This window comes from Desulfovibrio sp. MES5, assembly GCF_002237645.1.
Classification (GTDB): Bacteria; Desulfobacterota; Desulfovibrionia; order Desulfovibrionales; family Desulfovibrionaceae; genus Desulfovibrio.
Map to the genome: position 1 here is coordinate 48,626 of NZ_MJUZ01000051.1, position 21,112 is coordinate 69,737.

Genomic DNA, 21,112 nt, shown 5'->3' on the forward strand with positions numbered 1-21,112 from the left:
CTGTTCTATTGTTCTCTTTTCCAATAACATGATTACAGGGGGTAGGAATTCTCCTACCCCCTACCTATTCAGCCGCAGTACGAATTAATCATCCCAGTTATCTTTTATGGCCTGAAGTACAGCGATAACAACAGGTATCCAGTTCAGGTAATTCATTTACCCTCCCTTCATTTAGCAGCGCTGGATGCGCCGCTTTTTGTTAAGTAAGAAGAACCGAAATATTCCCGTTCGGTACCAAGGGCTGAAATCAAGGGGAACCATCATACAGCACCGCCTTTGAGCAAGGCGACCTGCAGCAGGGTAAACATGGCAGGCACCAGGTCGGGCAGATCGTTGACCACCCTGCTGGTGTGCGGCAGCAGATGCGTGATGTGTTCATCCCGAATGCCAAGGCCATAGACTTCAAAGCCAAGTTGTTGGGCCACCCCTATGGCATTGTTTGCAGCCAATGGGTTGTCCGGCATGCCGTCAGTGATAACCAGAATCATCTTGCGGTGCTCCTTGAGGGGCAGCATGCTTTGCAAAACCCACCACAAGGCCCCAGCCAAGGGTGTGCCGTCAGAAGCCCGAATGTCGAACAAATCTGGCACCGATTGCCCATGCCGCATGATGGGGAATACAGAGTTTGTGACCGCAGTAGCGGGGAAAGCCGTAACTGCTGGATTCACGCCACGGATACGACTCAGGGCAGTTACCACTGCATAGCAGGCCCGATTGGCAAGATTAATCGGTGCGCCAGCCATGCTGCCGCTTACGTCCAGCAGGACATGGACAGCGGTGTTTAGCCCTTGCTGCTCAGATTCTTTTTGGAAAACCCGATCATTACCAACCTGCAGACGGTGTAGCAAATTGGCATGCAGTGTTCCTCTACGCCCGATGCTGCAACGCCTCTGGGTTTGCGCCTGTAGAAATCCCTGAAGGCGAGTGCGCAGGGCAACGCTGGCCTGAAGGGCTTGCAGCTTCTGCTCTGCTGGCAAGGGGGCTGCATGTCGGGAGCCTTCCACGGCCACGGTCAGTGCGTCACCAGCGGATTCTGCGCTGCTATTGGCAAGCTCAATCGACATGATTTCGCCGAGTTGCTTGGGGAGATCCTGCGCCTCTGCATGAAACAAGGCCTTAAGCGGTAAAGCACTAGACAGTTGGACCGGTTCAGATTGCTGGTTGATTTGTGTGGCAGAATCGTTGGCTTCCCCTATCGCCCTTGGTGTGGCTCCCTGACCATTTTTATTCGTGCCTTCGCTGGTTGCAGTTGACTGAGGTGGTTCCCACTGCCTGATACATATGGCAATTTGTCGAGCATACTCGACTGCTGCCGCAGTATCCGGGCAATGGATGTAAACCTTGACCAAGATGGCATCCAGAACCTCTATCAAGCTGGGGAAGTGCTGCTCCACGATGCTTGCCGCGTGTTGCCGTGCCGGGGTCACCTCATCCACATCCCAGGCTCGCACGGTCAACAGCACATAGTCCAAAACAGCAAGGGCCGGGGAATCATCCCCGGCCCTTGGCTGTGCTTGCTCTACAAAGAATCGTCGTATCAGCCAGTTCAGGTTTCTCCTACAGCCAGGGAAAATGCCTGACAGCATTTTTTCAACACGCCAATCTTCAAGACAGTTGAACAAATTGAAGGTCATTGGATCAAGGTTTGCAGCTTTCAGCACGCCAAAATCTGTGTGCCGTATATGGGCAGCCTCATGGTCTGTGAACCCCTTGGCGAGCGCCAGCAATTCCGGCTCACAATCCATGGGCAATGAAGGCAAGTGGATAACCTTACCGTTGGTGCAGGCCTCCTTGCCGCCAATACGTACCTGCACCCCGTAGCGGTCACCCAGGATGGATGCCACAAGGGGCAGGCAGTTGAGTACATCTTTTGTTCGAATCATGGAGTCACCACAGGCCCAGGCTGGGGATGGCATGATGAGGCAACGGGCTGTCAACCACGGGAATCTCAGGCAGGATGGGTTCATCGTCCATTTCTCCATCCACGGTGCTGTCCACCCGTCCAGCAGGATCATCCGGCTCGGATACGCACGCTGGACCAGCCAGCAGAGCATCCAGCACAAAGGCCGGGCCATAGCCCTCAATGACCTTCTGAGCGTGGCCTACAAGGGCAGTACTGTCCTTGAGCAGGCAGACCAGCCCCTGCAACAGCAGCAGGTCTGTACCGGTGATGTTGCCCTTCTTGGGCATGCGCAACAGTGCAGCCTGCACGATGTCAGCCACCGGGGCCACATGCGGCTCTACGAAGGACAGACTCGTGAGCTTGGCGTGCAAGGTCCGCAGGGGCGAAAGGGCTTTGTGGGTTACTTCCGTCTTGCCGTGGTACACCCTGCGCCAGATGTCTTCGGCAGACTTGGCCACTTCGCCAAAGAGCGTGCCGCCGAGGGCCTGCACTTCTTCTGCCAGCCCTGCTTCCAGCACAGCGGTATTGTCCGAGTGCTGCTCCAGCGGAGCCACCCTGTACAGCTGCCAGCGAAAATCCATGCGGGCGCGCACATAGTCCGGCCCCACGATGGAATTGCGGATAATTGCGCCCCAGTGGTGGTGCTTCTCAATCCAGGCCTGTACATTCTGGTCGTAACCAGCCAGAAAGGCTTCTTTTTCTCTCTGAAAGTCGTTGCGGATGCTGCAAAGCTCCTGCACGATTTCACCGGCTTTTTCTTCAGGGATGGCCCAGCCGGACATAAACCGTACACCTTGCCGGTCAAGGTAGTTGAAGGCGCGGGCTTTGAGTGTGCCGAACACCTTGAGGTTTTCCGGGTCGGCAATGCGCTTTGAGCCCAAAGAAGCCAGATCTTCAGGGGGCAGTTCTGCGCCGCCCAGGTCTTCCTGACTCATTTTACGACGGGCAGACCACAGGCTGACGTTGAGGTTGAGGGCCAGCAAGTTGTCCAAAATACGAATGTCAGAAACAAGTTGTGCCATAGTAGCCTCCTAGAATGAGCTTCTTGTTGTATTGAGGGAGTAGCCTTCTTTGATTTTCTTTTCTGCGCGTGCTTCAAGCTCCATCACGGAATTGTTGCCCTCACAGTTTTCGGCGGGAATAAAATGCTGCTGGCCAACGGTGTCCGGCTTGCCCCACTTTAGCGTGAGCCCAGCAGGGCTAGCCTCGCCGATCCAGAACTTGCCGTCCTGCTTTTTGCCGGAAAGATTGTGGATTACCTGAAGATGAACGAGGGTCTTGGTCACTGTCGGTGTGTGGTGCAGATGGCCACGCATGAAGCGTAGGGCTTGCTCGCCTTGCAGGGTTTCTGCTTCAGGCGTTTCTTTTTTGGGGGCCTCACCTTCCATCTGCTGCGGGAACATACGCTGAGCCAGCTCGTGCAGCATGGCGCGTGTTTCACGGCTTGCACGGTAGGCCAGAGCCCGGTCAAGGGCGTAGGTTACAGGCTGTACGCCCTGATGGGCTAGCGGCTGAAAGCGAACGGTCAGATCACCCCAGCGCAATAAACTGCGCGTGGAGAATGTTACTTCAATGGTATTGGTCAGATTGCTGGTAGAGGACTCGCCCATGAACAGCTTGCGAACCTCATTGGCGTAGTCCACCATGGTGGCGCACAACGATTCGGGTAGCGAATGGAAGCGCCGGGCAAGCAGGCTTTTTTCCACATCGGCAGAGGGATAGCCCACTTCGCAGATGGTGAAGCGGTCCAGCCATGCAAGGTTCTGCCGCTGGGTGCCCTGGTAGAGGCCGGTGTCGTCGCCACCGCCATTGGTATTGGCCGTGGCAACCAGACGGAACATGGGGTGTGGCACAATCAGTTCGCCGCCGTTTTCCGCCAGGCACAGGGGGGAGCCGTCAAGCACGCTGTTCAGGCCTGCTGCAATTTCAGGGGATGTCAGGTCGATCTCATTCAGCAGCAGAAGTGCCCCGTAACGCATGGCAAGCGCAAGCGGGCCGTATTCAAAGGTCATGTTGCTGTTTTTGACTGTCAGGTGACCAACCAGGTCGGCAAATTCCAGCCGCCCATGTCCGGTAACCTCAAAGACAGGATAGTTAAGCCTGGCTGCCAGCTGCTTGATGCATGTCGTCTTACCGCAGCCTGTGGGGCCGAAGACGTACAGCGGTTCCTGTGGGTTGAGAAACCAGACCACAACGTCACGGCTGGACTCATGGAAGATATATTCGTGGTCAATAGCCGGGGTGTAGGCCGAAGGGACGGCGAAGCCTCTGACAGTGGTGCCGGATGGTTTGCCGCTGAAGACCTGACCGGCATCAAGATCCGTGGGCTGCAGCTTACAAAGGTCGTTGATATTATTCATGCATAGCTCCTTAAAACGAAAACTGCCCCAGTGCGGGGCGGTTGTAGTGAATGTGATAAAAGTGAGGGGGATGGCTATCAGCTAAACATCTTTCAGTTTATGGGCGAAATGCTCAATTTTTCGAAAGGTGAGCCCGTACGCTCACAGCGGGCCAGCAAGGCGTTTACGTCGATGTCTCCCAAATGCTCCGCATGAAAAATCTCGGTCAACTCCTCCCGCAGAGCATCCTTGTCCAACGTGGTTCGACCTGCTGTCACAGACATGCGGAATCGGTAGTTTCCCGTGTCTACCCAATCCCGTGTGCCAGCCTGGCGGTGAACAAGTTTGAGCACAGTTTCCATCTCTTTGATTTCGCTATCTAAAGCGGTGCGCTGCTCCTTGAGGGCAGCCAGTTTTTCCAGTGCTGGCTCCCATTGGGGCATCTGCACCCCCTGTGGGAACTTGGGGCAGTCGCCGTTATATTCACAGTACGAACAGATTGGGTAAAAGCCTTGAGCGCAATTCACCTGCGCCAGAGTTAATTGCCCAGTCCGGAATTCAGTCAACTCACCCCAAAGCTGTGTTGCATGGTCAAGGGCCGTATTCAGCATGGGCTGATTGAAAATGTAGGGGCCAAAGGTGGTCACGTCCTTCATAGAAAGGTAGAGCAACCATGCCTCCAGGCTTGCCGCGTCAGCATGCTTGGGCAGTTGAAGGCCAAGTTGGGCACGGCAAAGCTGAGGGAAGGTCATCTTTTCATGCAAAAGCGTGCCATCCTCAGCACGCAGGCTGAACACTGGTTTGCTCCATGCTTTTGTCAGAAGACCGATTTGGCCATGCAGCTGCAGCAGATGGGAATCGTGCGGCGAAGCAGGCAGTTTGTCTGTGCTTTTAACTTCCAGAATCCGTATGGCATTGACGGGCGCACCCCAGACCAGCACAAAATCAAGGTGGGCTTTAATGGGCACGCCCTGATGCTGCCAGTTGATCTCAAGCTGGGGCAGTACATGCAGGCCCAGCGATGTCAGAGCTTGCCCAACCCCAGATTCAAACCAGTGCCCGCGCTGCAAGGTCAAAAGGCGCTCCAGACTGTCAGCGGTGGGCAGCACCTTGCGGGCAAGAGCGGCACGAGGACATTCCCAGTGCTGGCCGATGTCGCTCATACCCACATATGTGGACCTGTCGCCCAGATGGGCGGCTGTACTTTGTTGAGAGACAGTCTGCAGCCCCTGTCTGATTAACGCTCGCAATCCTTCCGTGCGGTCCCTCTGTTCCATGGTTTAGTCTCCATAAACGCGAGAGGGCCGCCATCAGGCAGCCCTCTCACTCAGTGTTTTGATTTTCACTATGCGGCGTCGGCATACTTCCACCACATCTTGCGTTGGGCATTCCATTTGAAGCCTGCCCCCATAAGCAGCTCTTTCTTTGGCTGAGTATGCCCGGTGGCGATGATGCAAGAGCGTCCGTCCTGGGCTGTAACTTGCTGGTAGGTGACGCCTTCAATCGGTGGAAGGCTTTCAAGGCTGGCTGACGGGCGATTTGAAGGGGTTGAAATGCTGTTCGTGATGAATGGGTCGCGTTGTCGATTTTTTTGCGATTCAGGAGTGATTGTGGGCAATTTTGGCCGTGTAGGAGATTTTTTACCATTTTTAGCCCCTTCGCCATCATCATCTTCAGTTACCATGCCCAACATGGCGGTTAGAGCGTAGCGCCGGGCATAGGTAATTGCCGATCCCATGCCCTGCGGATCGGCCTTGGGCAGAGGAACTACGGCCAAAGAACTTTGCCACTGACCAGACTCTGCATGCGTCAGTTTGGTAACCAGCCCTATGGTGTTGGGCTGTTCAACAGGCACCGGGTACTGGCACAGCCAGATGCCATTTTCGATGAGCGCATCACGGCAGGCGTCCATGACGCTGTTGAGGCTGGCGTACCAGCTTTTGGTAAAAGGATTTTCAGCATCCTTGGCCATAGGTTGCACGGTGCGCTGGACGTTGAGCAAGGCCTTGGCCAAGTCGGTGATGCTTTCTGATTGGTATTGGTTCATATGAAAATTCTCCTTGGATAGCAAAATGACAAACCCCGCCCAGCTTAGCGCTGGACAGGGTTTTCAGGTTGTTTGAAATCTTACTATGGTGTTCTTGAAAGAATAATATATTCTTAAACTTGGATGAATAACAATTTTAGCTACCTGGGGGTGCTTTCGTAGGTCTATCTTCTGCGTTTCGTTCTTAGATTCATATGTCAAGATTGACGGGTTTAAAGCAGAGTATAGAGGTGGTCCCCATTGTTCGGACAGCAGACAGCGATTCGTTAGCTTGTTTTTCCCTTATCAGGCTGCCTTTACAAGCCCTTGTTCGTAGTAAGTGTCCGGAGGCAAGCCTCCCAAGCTGCTGTGAGGCCGGAGCCGATTGTAAAAGTCGATCCATCTGCCGATTTCGGCACGAGCTTGGGAGCCGGTTTCAAAAGCGTGCAGATACACGCATTCATACTTGAGCGAGCGCCAGAGGAGTTCGATGAAGACATTGTCCAGCCAGCGGCCACGGCCATCCATGGAAATGCGGATACCGTTCTCCCGCAAGACATTGGTGAACGCGAAGCTAGTGAATTGGCTGCCTTGCTCGGTGTTGAAGATATCGGGTTTGCCGTGGTTCGCCAAGGCTTCTTCCAGGGCCGCGACACAAAAATCCGCGTCCATGGTGTTGGAAAGTCTCCAGGACAGCACCTTGTTACTGCGCCAGTCCATAACGGCCACCAGGTACAAAAATCCTTTTGCGCATGGGGATGTACGTGATATTCGCTCACCAGACCTGATTGGGTCTGGTGATGGACAATCCCCGCAAGAGATACAGGTAGCGCGTATGCTCTGGATGAGGAATACTGGTTTTGGGCTTTTGGTACACCGCCATCAGCCCCATCAGGCGCATAAGACGCCGAACGCGTTTTCTGCCCACGCTATAGCCCAGCAGACCAGATAATCACGCATCTGGCGCACTCCTAGGAACGGCCATTCGGTAAAGGCTCTGTCGATTTCCTGCATAAGAACAAGAGTCAGGGCCGAATTCGCCTTTGGGCACATAATTAATACAGGCCGGGACGGGCTATTTTGAGCAGAGCGCATTGACGAACCATACTGAGCTGCGCATGGCTGGAATCAACCATGCTCTGCCTGCGGGAGACGCTCACCGCACGCAAAAAGCCCCTCAGACAACCTGGTCTGCACCCCGTGCGTTGGGCGTTCTGAGGGGCTTGGCCAGCGTTTTGGTGGAGCAAACAGCGCTCGACCGCAACTCAGTCTCAAGCTTCAATCTTCCCCGTAACACATTGAAAAACAAGGGATTCACATAGGAAGTCAAGTCGAGCCCCAAGTTCCCACCGAGGAAGCAACTTTTCTCTCCCGATTTCCAAGCTCCGGACGAGGATGCTGGGTTTGCAACCCGCGCGGATACCAGGAACAATCTCCCAACGAATCTGATTCGATTCCGAAAACCGGAATCGAACTGGCCTACCTGCCCGGCAGTTCCGTACCGCGACTCATGATCTCGATATAGCCCGCATAGCTGAACAGGCGGTTGCGTTTCTGGGCGGTCAGCTCCTTGACGATGCCAAGCTGCTCGAGGTGACCGAGCGCCTTGTTGACCGTGGCCGGGGTGATGCCGGTCTTCTCCACCAGCGAGCCCGAGGTGGCGATGGGATGCTCCATGAGTGCCCGGTGAACCTGCAGGGTGGATGAAGCCGCCCGTCCCAGCCCACTGATCTTGTCACGGTCCTGGTTCGACAGGTCGAGGAGCTGCTGGGCCGTTTCCACCGCCTGGGTGGCAGTGACGATCACGGCCTCAGCAAAGAAGTCGAGCCAGGCTTCCCAATCACCGGTCATGCGCACGTTGTTGAGCAGTTCGTAGTAATACTGGCGGTGCGTCTTGAAATAGAGGCTGAGGTAGAGCATCGGCTCCCGCAGCACTTTCTGCTCGCACAGGAGCAGCGCGATCAGCAGACGACCCAGACGGCCATTACCATCTAGGAACGGGTGGATCGTCTCGAACTGCACATGGGCCAGCGCCGCCTTGAGCAGTACCGGGGTCGGCTCCGGCTGGTCGTGGAGGAAAAGCTCCAGCTTGCTCATGCACTCCAGCACTTCTTCGGCAGGCGGTGGAACAAAGGCCGCGTTGCCCGGCCGGGTGCCGCCGATCCAGTTCTGGCTGCGCCGAAATTCCCCTGGGGTCTGATTGCTGCCCCGGCCCTTCTTCAGCAGCACACCGTGGATCTCACGGAACAGCCGCAGCGACAGCGGTAGCCCTTCCTCCAGCAGGCGCAGGCCATGGTCGAGGGCCGCAACATAGTTACTGACCTCCCGCACGTCATCCAGCGGAACGCCGGGCTCTTGATCCAGTTCGAACAGCAGCAGATCCGACAGGGACGACTGCGTTCCCTCGATCATCGAGGAGAGCACCGCTTCCTTACGGACGTACATATAAAGGAACAGCGAGGTGTCCGGTAGCAGGGTCGAGACGCTGTCCAGCCGCCCGAGCGCCAGCAGCGCCTGATCGAACTTGCTGCGCAGCTCCGCCGTCCACTCGATGGCTGGACGTGGCGGCAGCGGCGCGGGCACGAAGGCCTGGGCCTTCTCACCCACCGTCGATATGGTCACGTATCTGCCTTGGAGTTCTCGCTTCATCCTGCCCGCCTCGAACCTAAAATAAGGTTCGTCTTTATTTTATTTTCATTGCACATCCTAAAATAAAGAATCGGGAAGGAAAGATCAAGCGGATTTCCTGAACGGCCACTTCGATTTCCTCAGACGAGCGTTCGACGCTGCAACACATCTGCTAAGCGGAAAAAAATTACAACCACGGCTCCGATTTTTCGATTGCCGGAAATCTCCTGCCATCAAAGGGTTTCTGGCCGTTGGCCGGAATGGGCATTCTCCGGGGGTGGGAAGTACAGTTTCAACCCCATTTCCTTTTCGGGGTCACTTTCGGACCTGCGTTTTCTCTGTCCCACCGAAAAATCCTCGAACTCGTCTTGAACCACTCTTGAAGCTCAACCCATTGAAAAATCTGGGTTTCGATGCGAGGCGGCTTTGGCGGAAGGTCGGAAACGCGGGAAATCCGGGTGAATAATTTTTGCGGATTTGAGGTGAGTCCGATTTGCGTTAGCTCTCAGACCGGCAAAATCGGAGGGAACGCCGACCTACCGCAAAACAGCCTCAGAGCCCGCGTTCCTCGTAACTCCTTGATAATAAACTCCGAAGTCATCTCGCACAACCATTTCCCGACAATCCGACCAGAGAAACGATTTTCTCCCCTGATTTCCCTGCACCGGACGAGGGTGGCGGGTTGCAGTAAAAACGGATAACTGGGGCTTTTCATCAACAACTTCGAATCCGGTTTTCGGACGCCGGTTCAGTTCCCAAAACGGGAATCGAATTGATCCTGACATCATCCCTTCGGCGGATACGGATCGTTCCCGTGGCTGTCCTTGTTCTGGATCTTCCCGTCCTTGCCGTGGATGTAGAACTCGGTGCCTTGGTTCTGGCTGATCTTGCGCTTGGCATCGACGGCATCCTGCTTCTTGTCGAAGTGGCCGCTGCTGCGGGTCGCGCCGTCTTTCTTGACGTCCCAGCCGCCGTCGGCGTTGGGTACGACATGATGTGATCCTGGTTTCTTTGGCATGGTCGCCTCCTATTTCATGGTTTCTGTTGATATGAGTTGCACCAACCGTTCTCCGCTACGATTGCATCAGCATCCGCTCCTCAGCATGGTCAACGCGCCACTCCTTGCTTCGGTCATCGGTCAGGATCACGGTGAAAACGGACCTACCAATCGAAGCAGAACGGCCGTCTTCAGAATAGTCATCAATCCCGAAGTGGGCAGAGAGAGACGCCGTAACCACAGCGCCAGGTGGTGCCAGTTGCCCGGCGTTTCGGAGGAGTGTTCTCTGACACATACTGGCAAGAGTCCGGTTCCTCTCAATGTCGAATTCCGATGGTTCGATTCGCAGTTCCAGGAGGTCAATTGCCACCGTCAGCAACTGGTGCTGATACGCCAGCCAGGCATAATGCTGGGCCGAACAGGCAAACATATGAGCGATGCCGCTGGCGAAGCTCTTGATATGCTTGCGGCCCAATTTTTTCTGCTCGAATGGTGCATCTGCCGTTACCATTGATCAATCCTCGCGCTTTGACTCAACCAGACAGGTTCACTCCGGCTGCCAGGCGCAATCTGCCCAGTGCGCTTCGTAGCGTTTCACAAAGTCTTTCATCTCCCGGATGTTGGCGGCAGGTTCGCGGCAAGCCCGGGCGCAGGTGGAAACAACATCCCGGTAGAACCGAACGGCCACGCCCGATGACGATGCAATAACAAAAGTCCCGATCAACCCGCTGCCGTCGTCACCGGATCGGGCCATCCCGGCCATCGCCCTTGAAGATTGGAGTCACATCCATCGGCCAGCAGGTCGCTGGATGTTGATTCTTGACTTTCGGCATGTTAGGCGTAATATTTTGTAAAGTCTTGCAAGAACTTCCTCGAGCGAGGCCGCGTGACGTCGGAACTTGTGGGGGTGGTATGACAGCGCGCCAGCAGGCGATCTTCACACTCGACGAGTTGGCTGCCTACTTGAAAGTCGGCAAGCGGACGCTTTACCGGCTCGCCTCGCACGGGGAGATTCCGGCCTTCAAGGTCGGCGGGACGTGGCGGTTTCGTCAAAGTGAAATCGATCGATGGATCAATGATCAGATCCAAGCAGGCAGAAAGAAGGAGGTGATACGCACAGATGAGCAGCCAAAGTCAGCGGAACACTCCGTGTCGTCTGGGCGCGCTGTCCGTCGCCGCAGGCAAACGGAGTGAGCGAGAGTCTTCAATTTTTCTTCTGGAGGTGTGACATGGACATTGATTTCAAGAAATTGGCTCCCTGGAACTGGTTCAAGAAGGAGCAGGAAGAACAACAGAGCACTGCCTCGCTGCCGGTGCAGCGCAATGACCTGCCGGTGGCGGGTGGGCCCGTCAGTCCCATCCTGCAATTGCATCGCGAGATCGACCGCCTCTTTGACGATGCATTTCGAGGCTTCGGCTTTCCGGCGCTGGCCATGCCGCGATGGCCGTCGGACTGGCCGGGCCTGCTGAAGCCGGCACTTGACATCCAGGAAACCGACAAGCTGTATAAGATTTCTTTGGAGGTTCCCGGCGTCGAGGAAAAGGACATCCAGATCACGCTCGACAACGACGTGCTGCTGGTGCGCGGTGAAAAGCGTCAGGAGCAGGAAACGAAAGACGGCGGTTTCCACCGGGTGGAGCGCTCCTACGGCAGCTTTCAGCGCGCTCTGAACCTGCCGGCCGATGCCAACCAGGACACGATCAAGGCCGCTTTCAAGAACGGCGTGCTCACGATCACGATGGAAAAGCGCGAGGCCAGCGCGCCCAAGCAGGGCCGCTCGATCCCGATCAACGGCTGACGCTGGTCGGCTCGCTTTTCTCAAAACCACAAAAGGATGAGACGCCGTGATCGGCGGCGTCTCATCAAATCAATCTTTACAGGAGCATCAGCATGGCCAGAAAACAATGCCAGGTCTGCGGCCAGCCCGCCACGGTGCGGGTGGAAGCCAATCTCAATGGTCGCCACAGCACCATGCTGTTGTGTGACGATCACTATCGCCAACTGGTGCGCCAGCAAAAGCGCACCGTCTCACCGCTGGAAGCCTTGTTCGGCTCGCGCAGCGGGCTGTTCGAAGACTTCCTTGGCAGCGACTTCTTCCGCATCGGTGACGACGCACCGTCCATGGCGGCCGATACCGACGAGGTCGTCGATGCCTCGTTCGGCGAACCCGCCCCGGCCGGTACGGGCACCGCGCGCCGTCGCGGCAGTGGGCTCGCCAGCCGTATCAGCGAACAGTCCGAGGCCCTGTTGCAGGAAGCCGCCCGACACGCTGCAGAGTTCGGGCGCGCCGAAGTCGATACCGAACACCTGCTGCTGGCGCTATCCGACAGCGACGTGGTCAAGACCATCCTGGGGCAGTTCAAGATCAAGGTCGATGACCTCAAGCGACAGATCGAATCCGAAGCCAAGCGCGGCGACAAGCCGTTCGAGGGCGAGATCGGCGTGTCGCCCCGGGTCAAGGACGCGCTCAGCCGTGCTTTCGTGGCCTCCAACGAACTCGGCCACTCTTATGTCGGGCCGGAGCATTTCCTGATCGGGCTCGCCGAGGAAGGCGAAGGTTTGGCGGCCAACCTGCTGCGCCGTTACGGCCTCACGCCGCAAGCGCTGCGCCAGCAGGTAAGCAAGGTGGTCGGCAAAGGGGCCGAGGATGGCCGCGCCGAGACGCCGACCAACACGCCCGAGCTGGATAAATACTCGCGCGACCTCACCAAGATGGCGCGCGAGGGCAAACTCGATCCAGTCATCGGCCGTGCGCAGGAGATCGAGACCACCATCGAGGTGCTGGCCCGGCGCAAGAAAAACAACCCGGTGTTGATCGGTGAGCCCGGCGTCGGCAAGACCGCCATTGTCGAAGGACTGGCGCAGCGGATGGTCGCCGGCGAAGTGCCCGAGACGCTGCGCGACAAGCGTCTGGTCGAACTCAACATCAACGCCATGGTGGCAGGCGCCAAGTACCGCGGCGAGTTCGAGGAGCGCGTGCAGAAGGTGCTCAAGGAAGTGACCGAGCACCAGGGCGAGCTGATTCTCTTCATCGACGAGGTGCACGCCATCGTCGGTGCAGGCCAGGGTGGCGGCGAAGGCGGGCTGGACGTGGCCAACGTGTTTAAGCCGATGATGGCGCGCGGCGAACTGAACCTGATCGGCGCCACCACGCTCAACGAGTATCAGAAGTACATCGAAAAGGATGCCGCGCTGGAGCGCCGCTTCCAGCCGGTGATGGTGCCCGAGCCGACGGTAGCGCAGACCATGATGATCCTGCGCGGCCTGCGCGACACCTTCGAGGCGCACCACAAGGTCAGCATCACCGAGGATGCGATCATCGCCGCCGCCGAGTTGTCGGACCGCTACATCACCGCGCGCTTTTTGCCTGACAAGGCCATCGACCTGCTCGACCAGGCGGCCGCACGCGTGAAGCTGTCGGCCACGGCCCGCCCGGTGGCGGTGCAAGAGCTGGAGTCCGAACTGCACCAGCTGCGGCGTGAGCAGGACTATGTGGCCTCGCGCAAGCAGTACGACAAGGCCGCCGAGCTGGGCAAGCGCATCGAGGCCAAGGAGACTGAACTCAAGAAGCTCGTCGAGGAATGGGAACGCGAGCGCGCCTCGGGCAGCGCCGAAGTCAAGGCCGAGCATGTCGCGCAGATCGTCTCGCGCCTGACCGGCATTCCGGTCAACGAGCTGACGGTGGAAGAACGCGAGAAGCTGCTGCATCTGGAGCAGCGGCTGCACGAGCGCCTGGTGGGCCAGGACGAAGCGGTGCGCGCGGTGGCCGATGCCGTGCGGTTGTCGCGGGCGGGGCTGCGCGAGGGCAGCAAGCCGGTTGCTACTTTCCTGTTCCTCGGACCGACCGGCGTGGGCAAGACCGAACTCGCCAAGGCGCTGGCCGAGTCGATCTATGGCGATGAAGGTGCGCTGCTGCGCATCGACATGTCCGAGTACGGTGAACGCCATACCGTGGCACGCCTGGTGGGCGCGCCTCCGGGCTATGTGGGCTATGACGAGGGGGGGCAGCTCACCGAGAAAGTGCGGCGCAAACCCTACAGCGTGTTGCTGCTGGACGAGATCGAGAAGGCTCACCCCGACGTCTACAACATCCTGCTGCAGGTGTTCGACGACGGGCGGCTCACCGACGGCAAGGGCCGGGTGGTGAATTTCACCAATACCATCATCATCGCCACCTCGAACTTGGGCTCGGACATCATCCAGCGTCGGCTGAAGGCCCGTGGCGCCGCCGGCGAGGAATACGAGAAGACCAAGTCCGAGGTGATGGACGTGCTGCGCGGACACTTCCGCCCCGAGTTCCTCAACCGCATCGACGAGATCATCGTCTTCCATGCGCTGGGCAAGGAGGAGATCCGCCATATCGTCGGCCTGCAGCTCGATCGTGTGGCCCGCAACGCCGCCAGCCAGGGCGTGACGCTGACCTTCGATCAGACCTTGATCGATCACTTCGCGGAGGAAGGCTACAAGCCCGAGTTCGGCGCGCGTGAGCTCAAGCGGCTGATCCGCAGCGAGCTGGAGACGGCACTGGCGCGCGAGATGCTGGGTGGCGGTATCGGCAAGGCCGATCACGCCAGCGCCCGCTGGGACGACAAGGCCGAACGGGTGGTCTTCGAGCGCCAGGAGCCACCCGCGAAGCCGGCCGAGCCTGAGAAGCCCGATGCCGCGAACGCGGCCGAGACGCCGCCTAGCGACGCGAGCAAGCCTGCGCGCAAGAAGAAGTCAGCGGGCGGCGAATCTTGAGTCATGAGGAGGCTGTCGTGTCCGACCCCAACGGGCTGACATGGGCAGCCACCCTCGTGTCGCTGGCGGTCGCTATCCCCATAGCGGGGCACGCGGTCATCTACAAGCGTGACCCTCGATCGGCCACGCTGTGGGTACTGCTGATCGCCTTGTTGCCGCTGGGCGGTTCGCTGCTGTATGGGCTGTTCGGCATCAACCGTTACCAGCGGCGGGCGCGGCGGCTCTTCCCGGGGGCAGATCCTGCTGTTCGGCAGGACCTCTCGCCCACGATGCCCGAGCCCGTATCGCCGCCGCTTGCCGGCCTGGCGTACCTGGTGGGACGCGCCACCGGCCAGTCGCTGACCAGCGGCAACCGCATCGAGCCGCTCATCGATGGCGAGCAGGCCTACCCGGCCATGCTCGCCGCCATCGAATCGGCGCGGCACAGCGTCGCGCTGGCTTCGTACATCTTCGACGGCCAAGGCATCGGGGCGCAGTTCGTCGATGCGCTGCGCCGGGCTCATGAGCGCGGCGTGCAAGTGCGGGTGCTGATCGACGACGTCTATGCCCGCTGGAGGCCCCGCAGCGCCTACCGCGCCTTGCAACGCGCCGGCGTTCCGGCGGCGACGTTCAACCCGACGTTGATTCCCGCGCGCCTGCATGGCGCGCATCTGCGCAATCACCGCAAGCTGCTGGTGATCGATGGCGAGACGGGTTTCACCGGCGGCATGAACATCTTCAGCCCGTATTGGCGGCCCGATGCGCCGGAGCAGGCCTGTCACGATTTGCACTTTCGTCTGCGCGGGCCGGTGGTTGCGCATCTGATTCGGTGCTTCACCGACGATTGGTGCGATACCACGGGCGAGCGGCTCAACGAGGGTTTCTGGGGCGAACCGCCCGCAACGGCTGATGAGCAAGGAACCTCTTGGGCGCGCGGCATCGAGGCCGGTCCCGATGAGGCCCTGGACAGGATGCGCTGGACCTTCATGGGCGCTTTGAGCGCGGCGAAGCATTCGGTGCGCATCTGGACACCTTACTTCGTGCCCGATCAGCCGATGATCGCGGCGCTGAGCACGGCCGCGTTGCGCGGCGTGCGCGTCGAGGTGCTGACGCCTGCGAACGGAGACCATCCCACGGTGCAATGGGCGGCGCGCGCCCACTACTGGCAGGTGCTTGAGCACGGTGTGCGCATCTTCGAACGGCCGGGCCCGTTCGACCACAGCAAGCTGATGCTGATAGACGGCCAGTGGTGCTGCCTGGGTTCGGCCAATTGGGATGCACGCAGCCTGCGCCTGAACTTCGAGTTCAATGTGGAGGTGTACGACACCGCGTTGTCTACGCGGCTGTCATCCCTTTTTGATGCCGCCCGTGATGCGGCGGACGAGATATCGGCGATGGCGTTGCGCGCCCGCCCGCTGGCCATCCGCTTGCGCGACGGGGTGGCCCGTCTGTTCACTCCCATTCTCTAGCGACACGACTTGCGAGGAACATTGCCCATGGAAAAGAAAGATCAATGGAACATTGGCTACTGGATCGTCGCCGGCCTGTTGCTGCTGACGCTGCAGAACTACTGGCAGGCGGCCAAGACCGTCGAGCCCGTGCCCTACAGCGAATTCGAGAAGGCGCTGGCCGAGGGGCGCGTCGCCGAAGTGCTGGTGTCGGACCGCACGGTCACCGGGCGCCTGAAGTCGCCGGACAGCCGGGGCAAGACCACCATCGTGGCCACCCGCGTCGAACCCGACCTGGCCGAGCAGCTGTCGAAATACGATGTGTCCTACGCGCGAGTGGTGGAAAGCACCTGGCTGCGTGATGTGCTCTCCTGGATTCTGCCGGCCGTGGCCTTCTTCGGCGTCTGGTTCTTCCTGTTCCGCCGCTTCGCCGAAAAGCAGGGCATGGGTGGTTTCCTGAGCATCGGCAAGAGTCGCGCCAAGGTGTTCATGGAGAAGAACACCGGCGTCACCTTTGCCGATGTCGCGGGTGTCGATGAGGCCAAGGCCGAGCTGGTCGAAATCGTCGGCTTCCTGAAGAACCCGCAGGATTACGGCCGCCTCGGCGCGCGCATCCCGAAAGGTGTGTTGCTGGTTGGCCCGCCCGGCACGGGCAAGACCCTGCTGGCCAAGGCCGTGGCGGGCGAGGCCGGGGTACCGTTCTTCTCTATCTCCGGCTCGGAGTTCGTCGAGATGTTTGTCGGCGTGGGCGCGGCGCGGGTGCGCGACCTGTTCGAGCAGGCGCGCGGGCAGGCGCCGGCCATCATCTTCATCGATGAACTCGACGCGCTGGGCCGTGCACGCGGCGTCGGCGGGCCCATCGGCGGCCACGACGAGCGTGAGCAGACGCTCAACCAGCTGCTCACCGAGATGGACGGCTTCGACAGCTCGGTGGGGCTGATCATCCTCGCCGCCACCAACCGCCCCGAAATCCTCGACCAGGCGCTGCTGCGCGCCGGCCGCTTCGACCGCCAGGTGCTGGTGGACCGGCCCGACAAGAAGGGACGGCTGGACATCCTGAAAGTCCACGTCAAGAAGGTGACGCTGGCTCAGGATATCGATCTCGAACAGGTGGCTGCGCTGACCACGGGCTTTTCGGGTGCAGACCTCGCGAACCTGGTCAACGAGGCCGCGCTGGCCGCGACCCGGCGCAAAGCGTCCGCCGTGGAGTTGCAGGATTTCACCGCCGCCATCGAGCGCATCGTGGCGGGCCTGGAGAAGAAGAACCGATTACTCAATCCCAAGGAGCGGGAAACCGTGGCCTATCACGAGATGGGCCATGCGCTGGTGGCGCTGGCGCTGCCCGGCACCGACCCCGTGCACAAGATCTCGATCATCCCGCGCGGCATCGGCGCGCTGGGCTACACCTTGCAGCGCCCCACCGAAGACCGCTTCCTGATGACGCGTACCGATCTCGAGCACAAGATCGCCGTACTGCTGGGCGGGCGTGCCGCCGAAAAGCTGGTGTTCGGCGAGTTGTCTACCGGGGCGGCGGACGATCTGGCGCGAGCCACCGACATCGCCCGCGACATGATCACCCGCTTTGGCATGGACGAAGGACTGGGCTACATCGCCTTCGAGGCGCAGCGGCCACGCTTTCTCGATACACCGGAACTGGCCCACGGCGGCTGCCGGGTGGCCGAATCGACCCAGGCGCGCATCGATCAGGCCATCCGCGACATCGTGATGGGCGTGTTCGAGCGCGCCTACCGGATCCTCGACACCAACCGCGCGGTGCTGGAGCGTTGTGCGCGCGAACTGCTGGCGCGGGAAACGCTCGACGAGAACGACATCCTTCAATTGACCCAAGGACTTGTTCTTGATAGAAACGAAAAGTAGTAGGCGCTGTTCAGAGTGAACCGGCGGCTCTGTTCGGTGCGTCATCCAATTCGCCGGCATTGTTCAAGGAGAACCGATATGTCTGCATTGACTCCGTGGGACCCCTTCCGGGAACTGGATGAATTGCAAAACCGCCTGGCGACGATGTTCGGACGGACACCCCAGCGACAGGGCGCCCGTACCGGCAACGAAGCCATGACCACGGCGGACTGGGCACCAATGGTGGATATCAGCGAGGATGAGAACGCATTCCTCCTCAAGCTGGATCTGCCGGAGGTCCCCAAGGATGCCGTGCGCGTCAGCGCGGAAAACGGTGTGCTCACCATCAGCGGCGAGCGCAAACTGGAAAAAGAGGAGCAGGGCAAGAAGTTCCACCGCATCGAACGTGCGTATGGCCGCTTTGTGCGCAGCTTTGTCTTGCCTGACAACGTTGATCCGACCAAGGTGACGGCTTCCATGAAAGACGGCGTGCTGGAAGTGCGGCTTGTCAAGGCCGAGCAAGCCAAACCGAAACAGATTGAAATCTCAGTCAACTAACTTTAATTAGGAGCCCAAGATCATGAATATCAAACAGCCACAATACATCTTCTCCGCACTTGCCCTGGCGGTCGTCGTCGGACTGAGCGGACCGGCTCTGGCCCAATCGGCGGCAGGTTCTAGCCCAGGTGCTGCAGCACCCTCTGCCGCATCCAAGGCGGCACAGCCACAGGTAGATGACAAGGTCGCCCGGGAAGCCGCGGAAAAGCGCGCCGAACTCGCCCAAGATGCAATCACTGCGCTGGCCAAGACCCATGAGGCATTGATCCTCCTTGATGCAAAGAAGACCAAGGAGGCGCTCGCTGCGCTGGAACTGGCCAGCGGAAAGCTGGAACTGGTATTGGCGCGTGACCCAAAACTTGCTTTGGCGCCCGTCGATGTACGCGTCATCACCCACGATATCCACGCCAACGTGGAATCGGTAAAGAAAGCGGTCAAGTTGTCTCAGGAGTTGTTGGGTGATGGCGAGGTGCAAAAGGCCCGGCCCATCGTTGCCAATCTGGCCAGCGAAATCGTGATCGAAACCGACAACCTGCCGATGGCAACGTACCCGGCAGCGATCAAGTCGGCCGCACGGCTCATCGACAGCGGCAAGATCGACGACGCCAAGGCGGAACTCGCCCGAGCACTGAACACGCTGGTGGTGACCTCGGTCGCCTTTCCTCTGCCCGTGCTACGGGCTGAAGCCGCGATGGCAAAAGCTGAAAAGCTGGCCGAGACCGACAAGCGCGATGCCAAGCAGAACGAGGAGCTCAGCGCCCTGCTGGCCTACGTGCGCACGGAAATCGAGCTGGCGCAGATCCTGGGTTATGGCAAGAAGGCGGATTTCAAACCCATCTTCGATCAGGTGAAGTCCATTGAGCAAAAGTCGGCTGGTGGCAAAAGCGGCAATGGATGGTTCGACGAGTTGAAGACGCGCATCCAAAAGCTGTTTTGAGGTGATGAAGGGGCCGACTGTTCGGTCGGTCAGTCTCGCGATATTCGCAGTCGGCCCCAATAGATTCCCCTATTTTCACTATCTCATACGAGGCATATCACCATGAATGAGCAAACATCGAATCCCAACGCGATCAACGAAGGCACGAACGAACAGGCCGCGGTAAGCAGCCTTCCTGCCAGACCAGAGCCCAAGCCCGAAGTCGTCACGGAGGTACAGCCTGAGGTTCAGAAGGAAACGGACTCGCAAGCGGCAGACAAACGTAAACAAGTCCTCGATGAGGCCGTCTCGGCCTTGGCGCTGACCAAATCAGCGCTGGCGGCCCTGGACGAAAAAGAATCCGCGCGAGCACTGGCAACGCTGGCCGAAGTGACGGGAAAGCTGGAGCTGATCGTTGCACGCGAACCCACGCTCGCCCTGGCCCCCGTTGATGTGCGCACCATCGTGCACGACTTGTTCGCCAACACGGAAACCGTTGAGGCGATGACTGACGAGGCGCTGGATGCCCTCAAACATGGCGAGGTGCAACGCGCTCGTCGCGTGTTGGCATTGCTGGCCAGCGAAATCGTGATTGCGGTCACCAACATCCCTCTGGCGACTTACCCGGCAGCCGTGAAATCCGTCGTGCCGCTGATCGATCAGGGCAAGATCGAAGAGGCCAAGGCCGCGCTGCAGTTGGCGCTCGGCACGCTCGTCGAGACACTCAGCGTCATCCCGCTGCCCATCCTGCGCGCCAAACTGCTCGTCAAGCGCGCCGAGACCTTGACAGAAGATGGCCAGCGCAGCGAGGCGTCCGGTGAACGCCTGCAGGACTTGTTAAACGAAGCCCGGCAGCAGTTGGAAATGGCAGAACTGCTGGGCTATGGCAAAAAGAAGGACTTTGAGCCCCTGTACTCTGAACTCAAGAAAGTCAAGGAAAAGACGGCCGGAGGCGGGAGCGGAAAAGGCTGGCTCGATGAAATCAAGGCGAGACTGTCAAAGCTGTTCTAAAACCGCAAGAGAGGGGCGAATAGCCCCTCTCTTCGCGATGAAGGCTTGATTTTCCTGATCTCATGATCCATCAAGGAGATATCGCATGAATGCAAATACCATCGCCGATTCGAATGCGGATAACCCTGCCGATGCCGTGTGTTCACTGACCCAAAATTGGTGGTTGTTTGCGCTGCGCGGCATATTCGCGTTGATTTTTGCAGTCCTCGCATTCTGGATGCCACACTCGGCTTTGTTCGCCATGACGATAGTGTTCGGCGCATTTTCTTTGGTCAATGGTGCGTTCAACCTGGTTGCAGCGGTGCGGCAAATGCGGCAAAAGCAGCGCTGGGGCTGGCTGTTGTTCAGCGGCATCGTCGGCATACTCACCGGTGTCGTTGTGGTAGTTGCCCCTCTGGCTGCCACTTTGGCGTTGGCCTATTTCTTGTGGGTAAGCGTGGCATTCTGGGCAATTTTCACCGGTATGCTGGAGATATCCGCCGCCGTTCGTCTACGCCGGGAAATCAAGGGCGAGATCTGGCTTGCCCTCAGCGGCCTGCTTTCCGTGCTCCTCGGTGCGATCATCCTATGGATGTTTTTTACCCGCCCGATCGAATCATTTCTGGCCGCGGGCTGGGTATTGGGTTTCCATGCTGCGATCTTCGGTATGACTCTTTTGCTTCTTAGTTGGCGTTTGCGCAAAGCGCGTCAGAGGTAAGGGCGTGAAAAA

General features: G+C 58.8%; 17 protein-coding genes and 1 pseudogene. 9 read left to right on the forward strand and 9 right to left on the reverse strand.

The genetic code is table 11. The features are described from left to right. Positions 1 to 260: 260 nt before the first annotated feature. The 9 genes and pseudogenes from BCS36_RS13395 to BCS36_RS13435 all read right to left on the reverse strand — a co-directional run bounded on the left by BCS36_RS13395 (position 261) and on the right by BCS36_RS13435 (position 10,404). The gene (locus tag BCS36_RS13395) at positions 261 to 1,883 is read right to left on the reverse strand and encodes a VWA domain-containing protein (RefSeq protein WP_291303358.1); all 1,623 of its coding nucleotides are present in this window, start codon (positions 1,881 to 1,883) and stop codon (positions 261 to 263) included. 4 nt (positions 1,884 to 1,887) lie between these two features. Further along, complete coding sequence (locus BCS36_RS13400; protein ID WP_291303359.1) at positions 1,888 to 2,925, reverse strand: DUF3150 domain-containing protein; 1,038 nt, start codon at positions 2,923 to 2,925, stop codon at positions 1,888 to 1,890. Between the two features lie 9 nt (positions 2,926 to 2,934). Next, on the reverse strand, positions 2,935 to 4,263 hold the full coding sequence (locus BCS36_RS13405) for an AAA family ATPase (RefSeq protein ID WP_291303360.1): 1,329 nt from the start codon (positions 4,261 to 4,263) through the stop codon (positions 2,935 to 2,937). 92 nt (positions 4,264 to 4,355) lie between these two features. Next, positions 4,356 to 5,519, reverse strand: coding sequence for a hypothetical protein (locus BCS36_RS13410; protein ID WP_291303361.1), 1,164 nt, complete (start codon positions 5,517 to 5,519; stop codon positions 4,356 to 4,358). A 68-nt stretch (positions 5,520 to 5,587) separates the two neighbouring features. Beyond that, positions 5,588 to 6,289, reverse strand: a complete 702-nt coding sequence (locus tag BCS36_RS13415) for an ERF family protein (protein WP_291303362.1) — start codon at positions 6,287 to 6,289, stop codon at positions 5,588 to 5,590. A gap of 285 nt (positions 6,290 to 6,574) precedes the next feature. Continuing rightward, positions 6,575 to 7,437: pseudogene (locus BCS36_RS13420) on the reverse strand (IS3 family transposase); the annotation flags it as partial. A gap of 310 nt (positions 7,438 to 7,747) precedes the next feature. Further along, a complete protein-coding gene (locus BCS36_RS13425) occupies positions 7,748 to 8,917 on the reverse strand; it encodes a Fic family protein (protein ID WP_192112112.1) in 1,170 nt (389 codons plus the stop codon). Between the two features lie 763 nt (positions 8,918 to 9,680). Continuing rightward, entirely contained in the window at positions 9,681 to 9,914 is a 234-nt protein-coding gene (locus tag BCS36_RS13430; protein WP_129350685.1) for a DUF2188 domain-containing protein, read from the reverse strand. A gap of 55 nt (positions 9,915 to 9,969) precedes the next feature. Beyond that, positions 9,970 to 10,404 carry a hypothetical protein gene (locus tag BCS36_RS13435; RefSeq protein ID WP_291303363.1) on the reverse strand — a complete coding sequence of 145 codons (435 nt, stop codon included), beginning with the start codon at positions 10,402 to 10,404 and terminating at the stop codon, positions 9,970 to 9,972. A 401-nt stretch (positions 10,405 to 10,805) separates the two neighbouring features. On the opposite strand from BCS36_RS13435, the gene BCS36_RS13440 reads away from it, so the two are divergent. The 9 genes from BCS36_RS13440 to BCS36_RS13480 all read left to right on the forward strand — a co-directional run bounded on the left by BCS36_RS13440 (position 10,806) and on the right by BCS36_RS13480 (position 21,100). After that, complete coding sequence (locus tag BCS36_RS13440; RefSeq protein ID WP_012761384.1) at positions 10,806 to 11,087, forward strand: helix-turn-helix domain-containing protein; 282 nt, start codon at positions 10,806 to 10,808, stop codon at positions 11,085 to 11,087. A 35-nt stretch (positions 11,088 to 11,122) separates the two neighbouring features. Continuing rightward, positions 11,123 to 11,692: an Hsp20/alpha crystallin family protein gene (locus BCS36_RS13445; protein ID WP_092193030.1), complete on the forward strand. Its 570-nt coding sequence runs from the start codon at positions 11,123 to 11,125 to the stop codon at positions 11,690 to 11,692. 92 nt (positions 11,693 to 11,784) lie between these two features. Beyond that, entirely contained in the window at positions 11,785 to 14,634 is a 2,850-nt protein-coding gene (gene clpK, locus BCS36_RS13450; RefSeq protein ID WP_291303364.1) for a heat shock survival AAA family ATPase ClpK, read from the forward strand. A 17-nt stretch (positions 14,635 to 14,651) separates the two neighbouring features. Continuing rightward, entirely contained in the window at positions 14,652 to 16,082 is a 1,431-nt protein-coding gene (gene cls / locus BCS36_RS13455; RefSeq protein WP_129350690.1) for a cardiolipin synthase, read from the forward strand. A 27-nt stretch (positions 16,083 to 16,109) separates the two neighbouring features. Then, entirely contained in the window at positions 16,110 to 17,939 is a 1,830-nt protein-coding gene (gene ftsH / locus BCS36_RS13460) for an ATP-dependent zinc metalloprotease FtsH (RefSeq protein WP_291303365.1), read from the forward strand. Positions 17,940 to 18,017: 78 nt separating this feature from the next. After that, positions 18,018 to 18,476, forward strand: a complete 459-nt coding sequence (gene hsp20-GI / locus BCS36_RS13465) for a small heat shock protein sHSP20-GI (RefSeq protein WP_032174845.1) — start codon at positions 18,018 to 18,020, stop codon at positions 18,474 to 18,476. A 22-nt stretch (positions 18,477 to 18,498) separates the two neighbouring features. Next, positions 18,499 to 19,413, forward strand: a complete 915-nt coding sequence (yfdX1, locus tag BCS36_RS13470) for a heat resistance protein YfdX1 (protein WP_291303366.1) — start codon at positions 18,499 to 18,501, stop codon at positions 19,411 to 19,413. 102 nt (positions 19,414 to 19,515) lie between these two features. After that, entirely contained in the window at positions 19,516 to 20,403 is an 888-nt protein-coding gene (locus BCS36_RS13475; protein WP_016782891.1) for a YfdX family protein, read from the forward strand. An 85-nt stretch (positions 20,404 to 20,488) separates the two neighbouring features. Beyond that, a complete protein-coding gene (locus tag BCS36_RS13480) occupies positions 20,489 to 21,100 on the forward strand; it encodes an HdeD family acid-resistance protein (RefSeq protein ID WP_000993372.1) in 612 nt (203 codons plus the stop codon). The last annotated feature ends 12 nt before the right edge of the window (positions 21,101 to 21,112 follow it).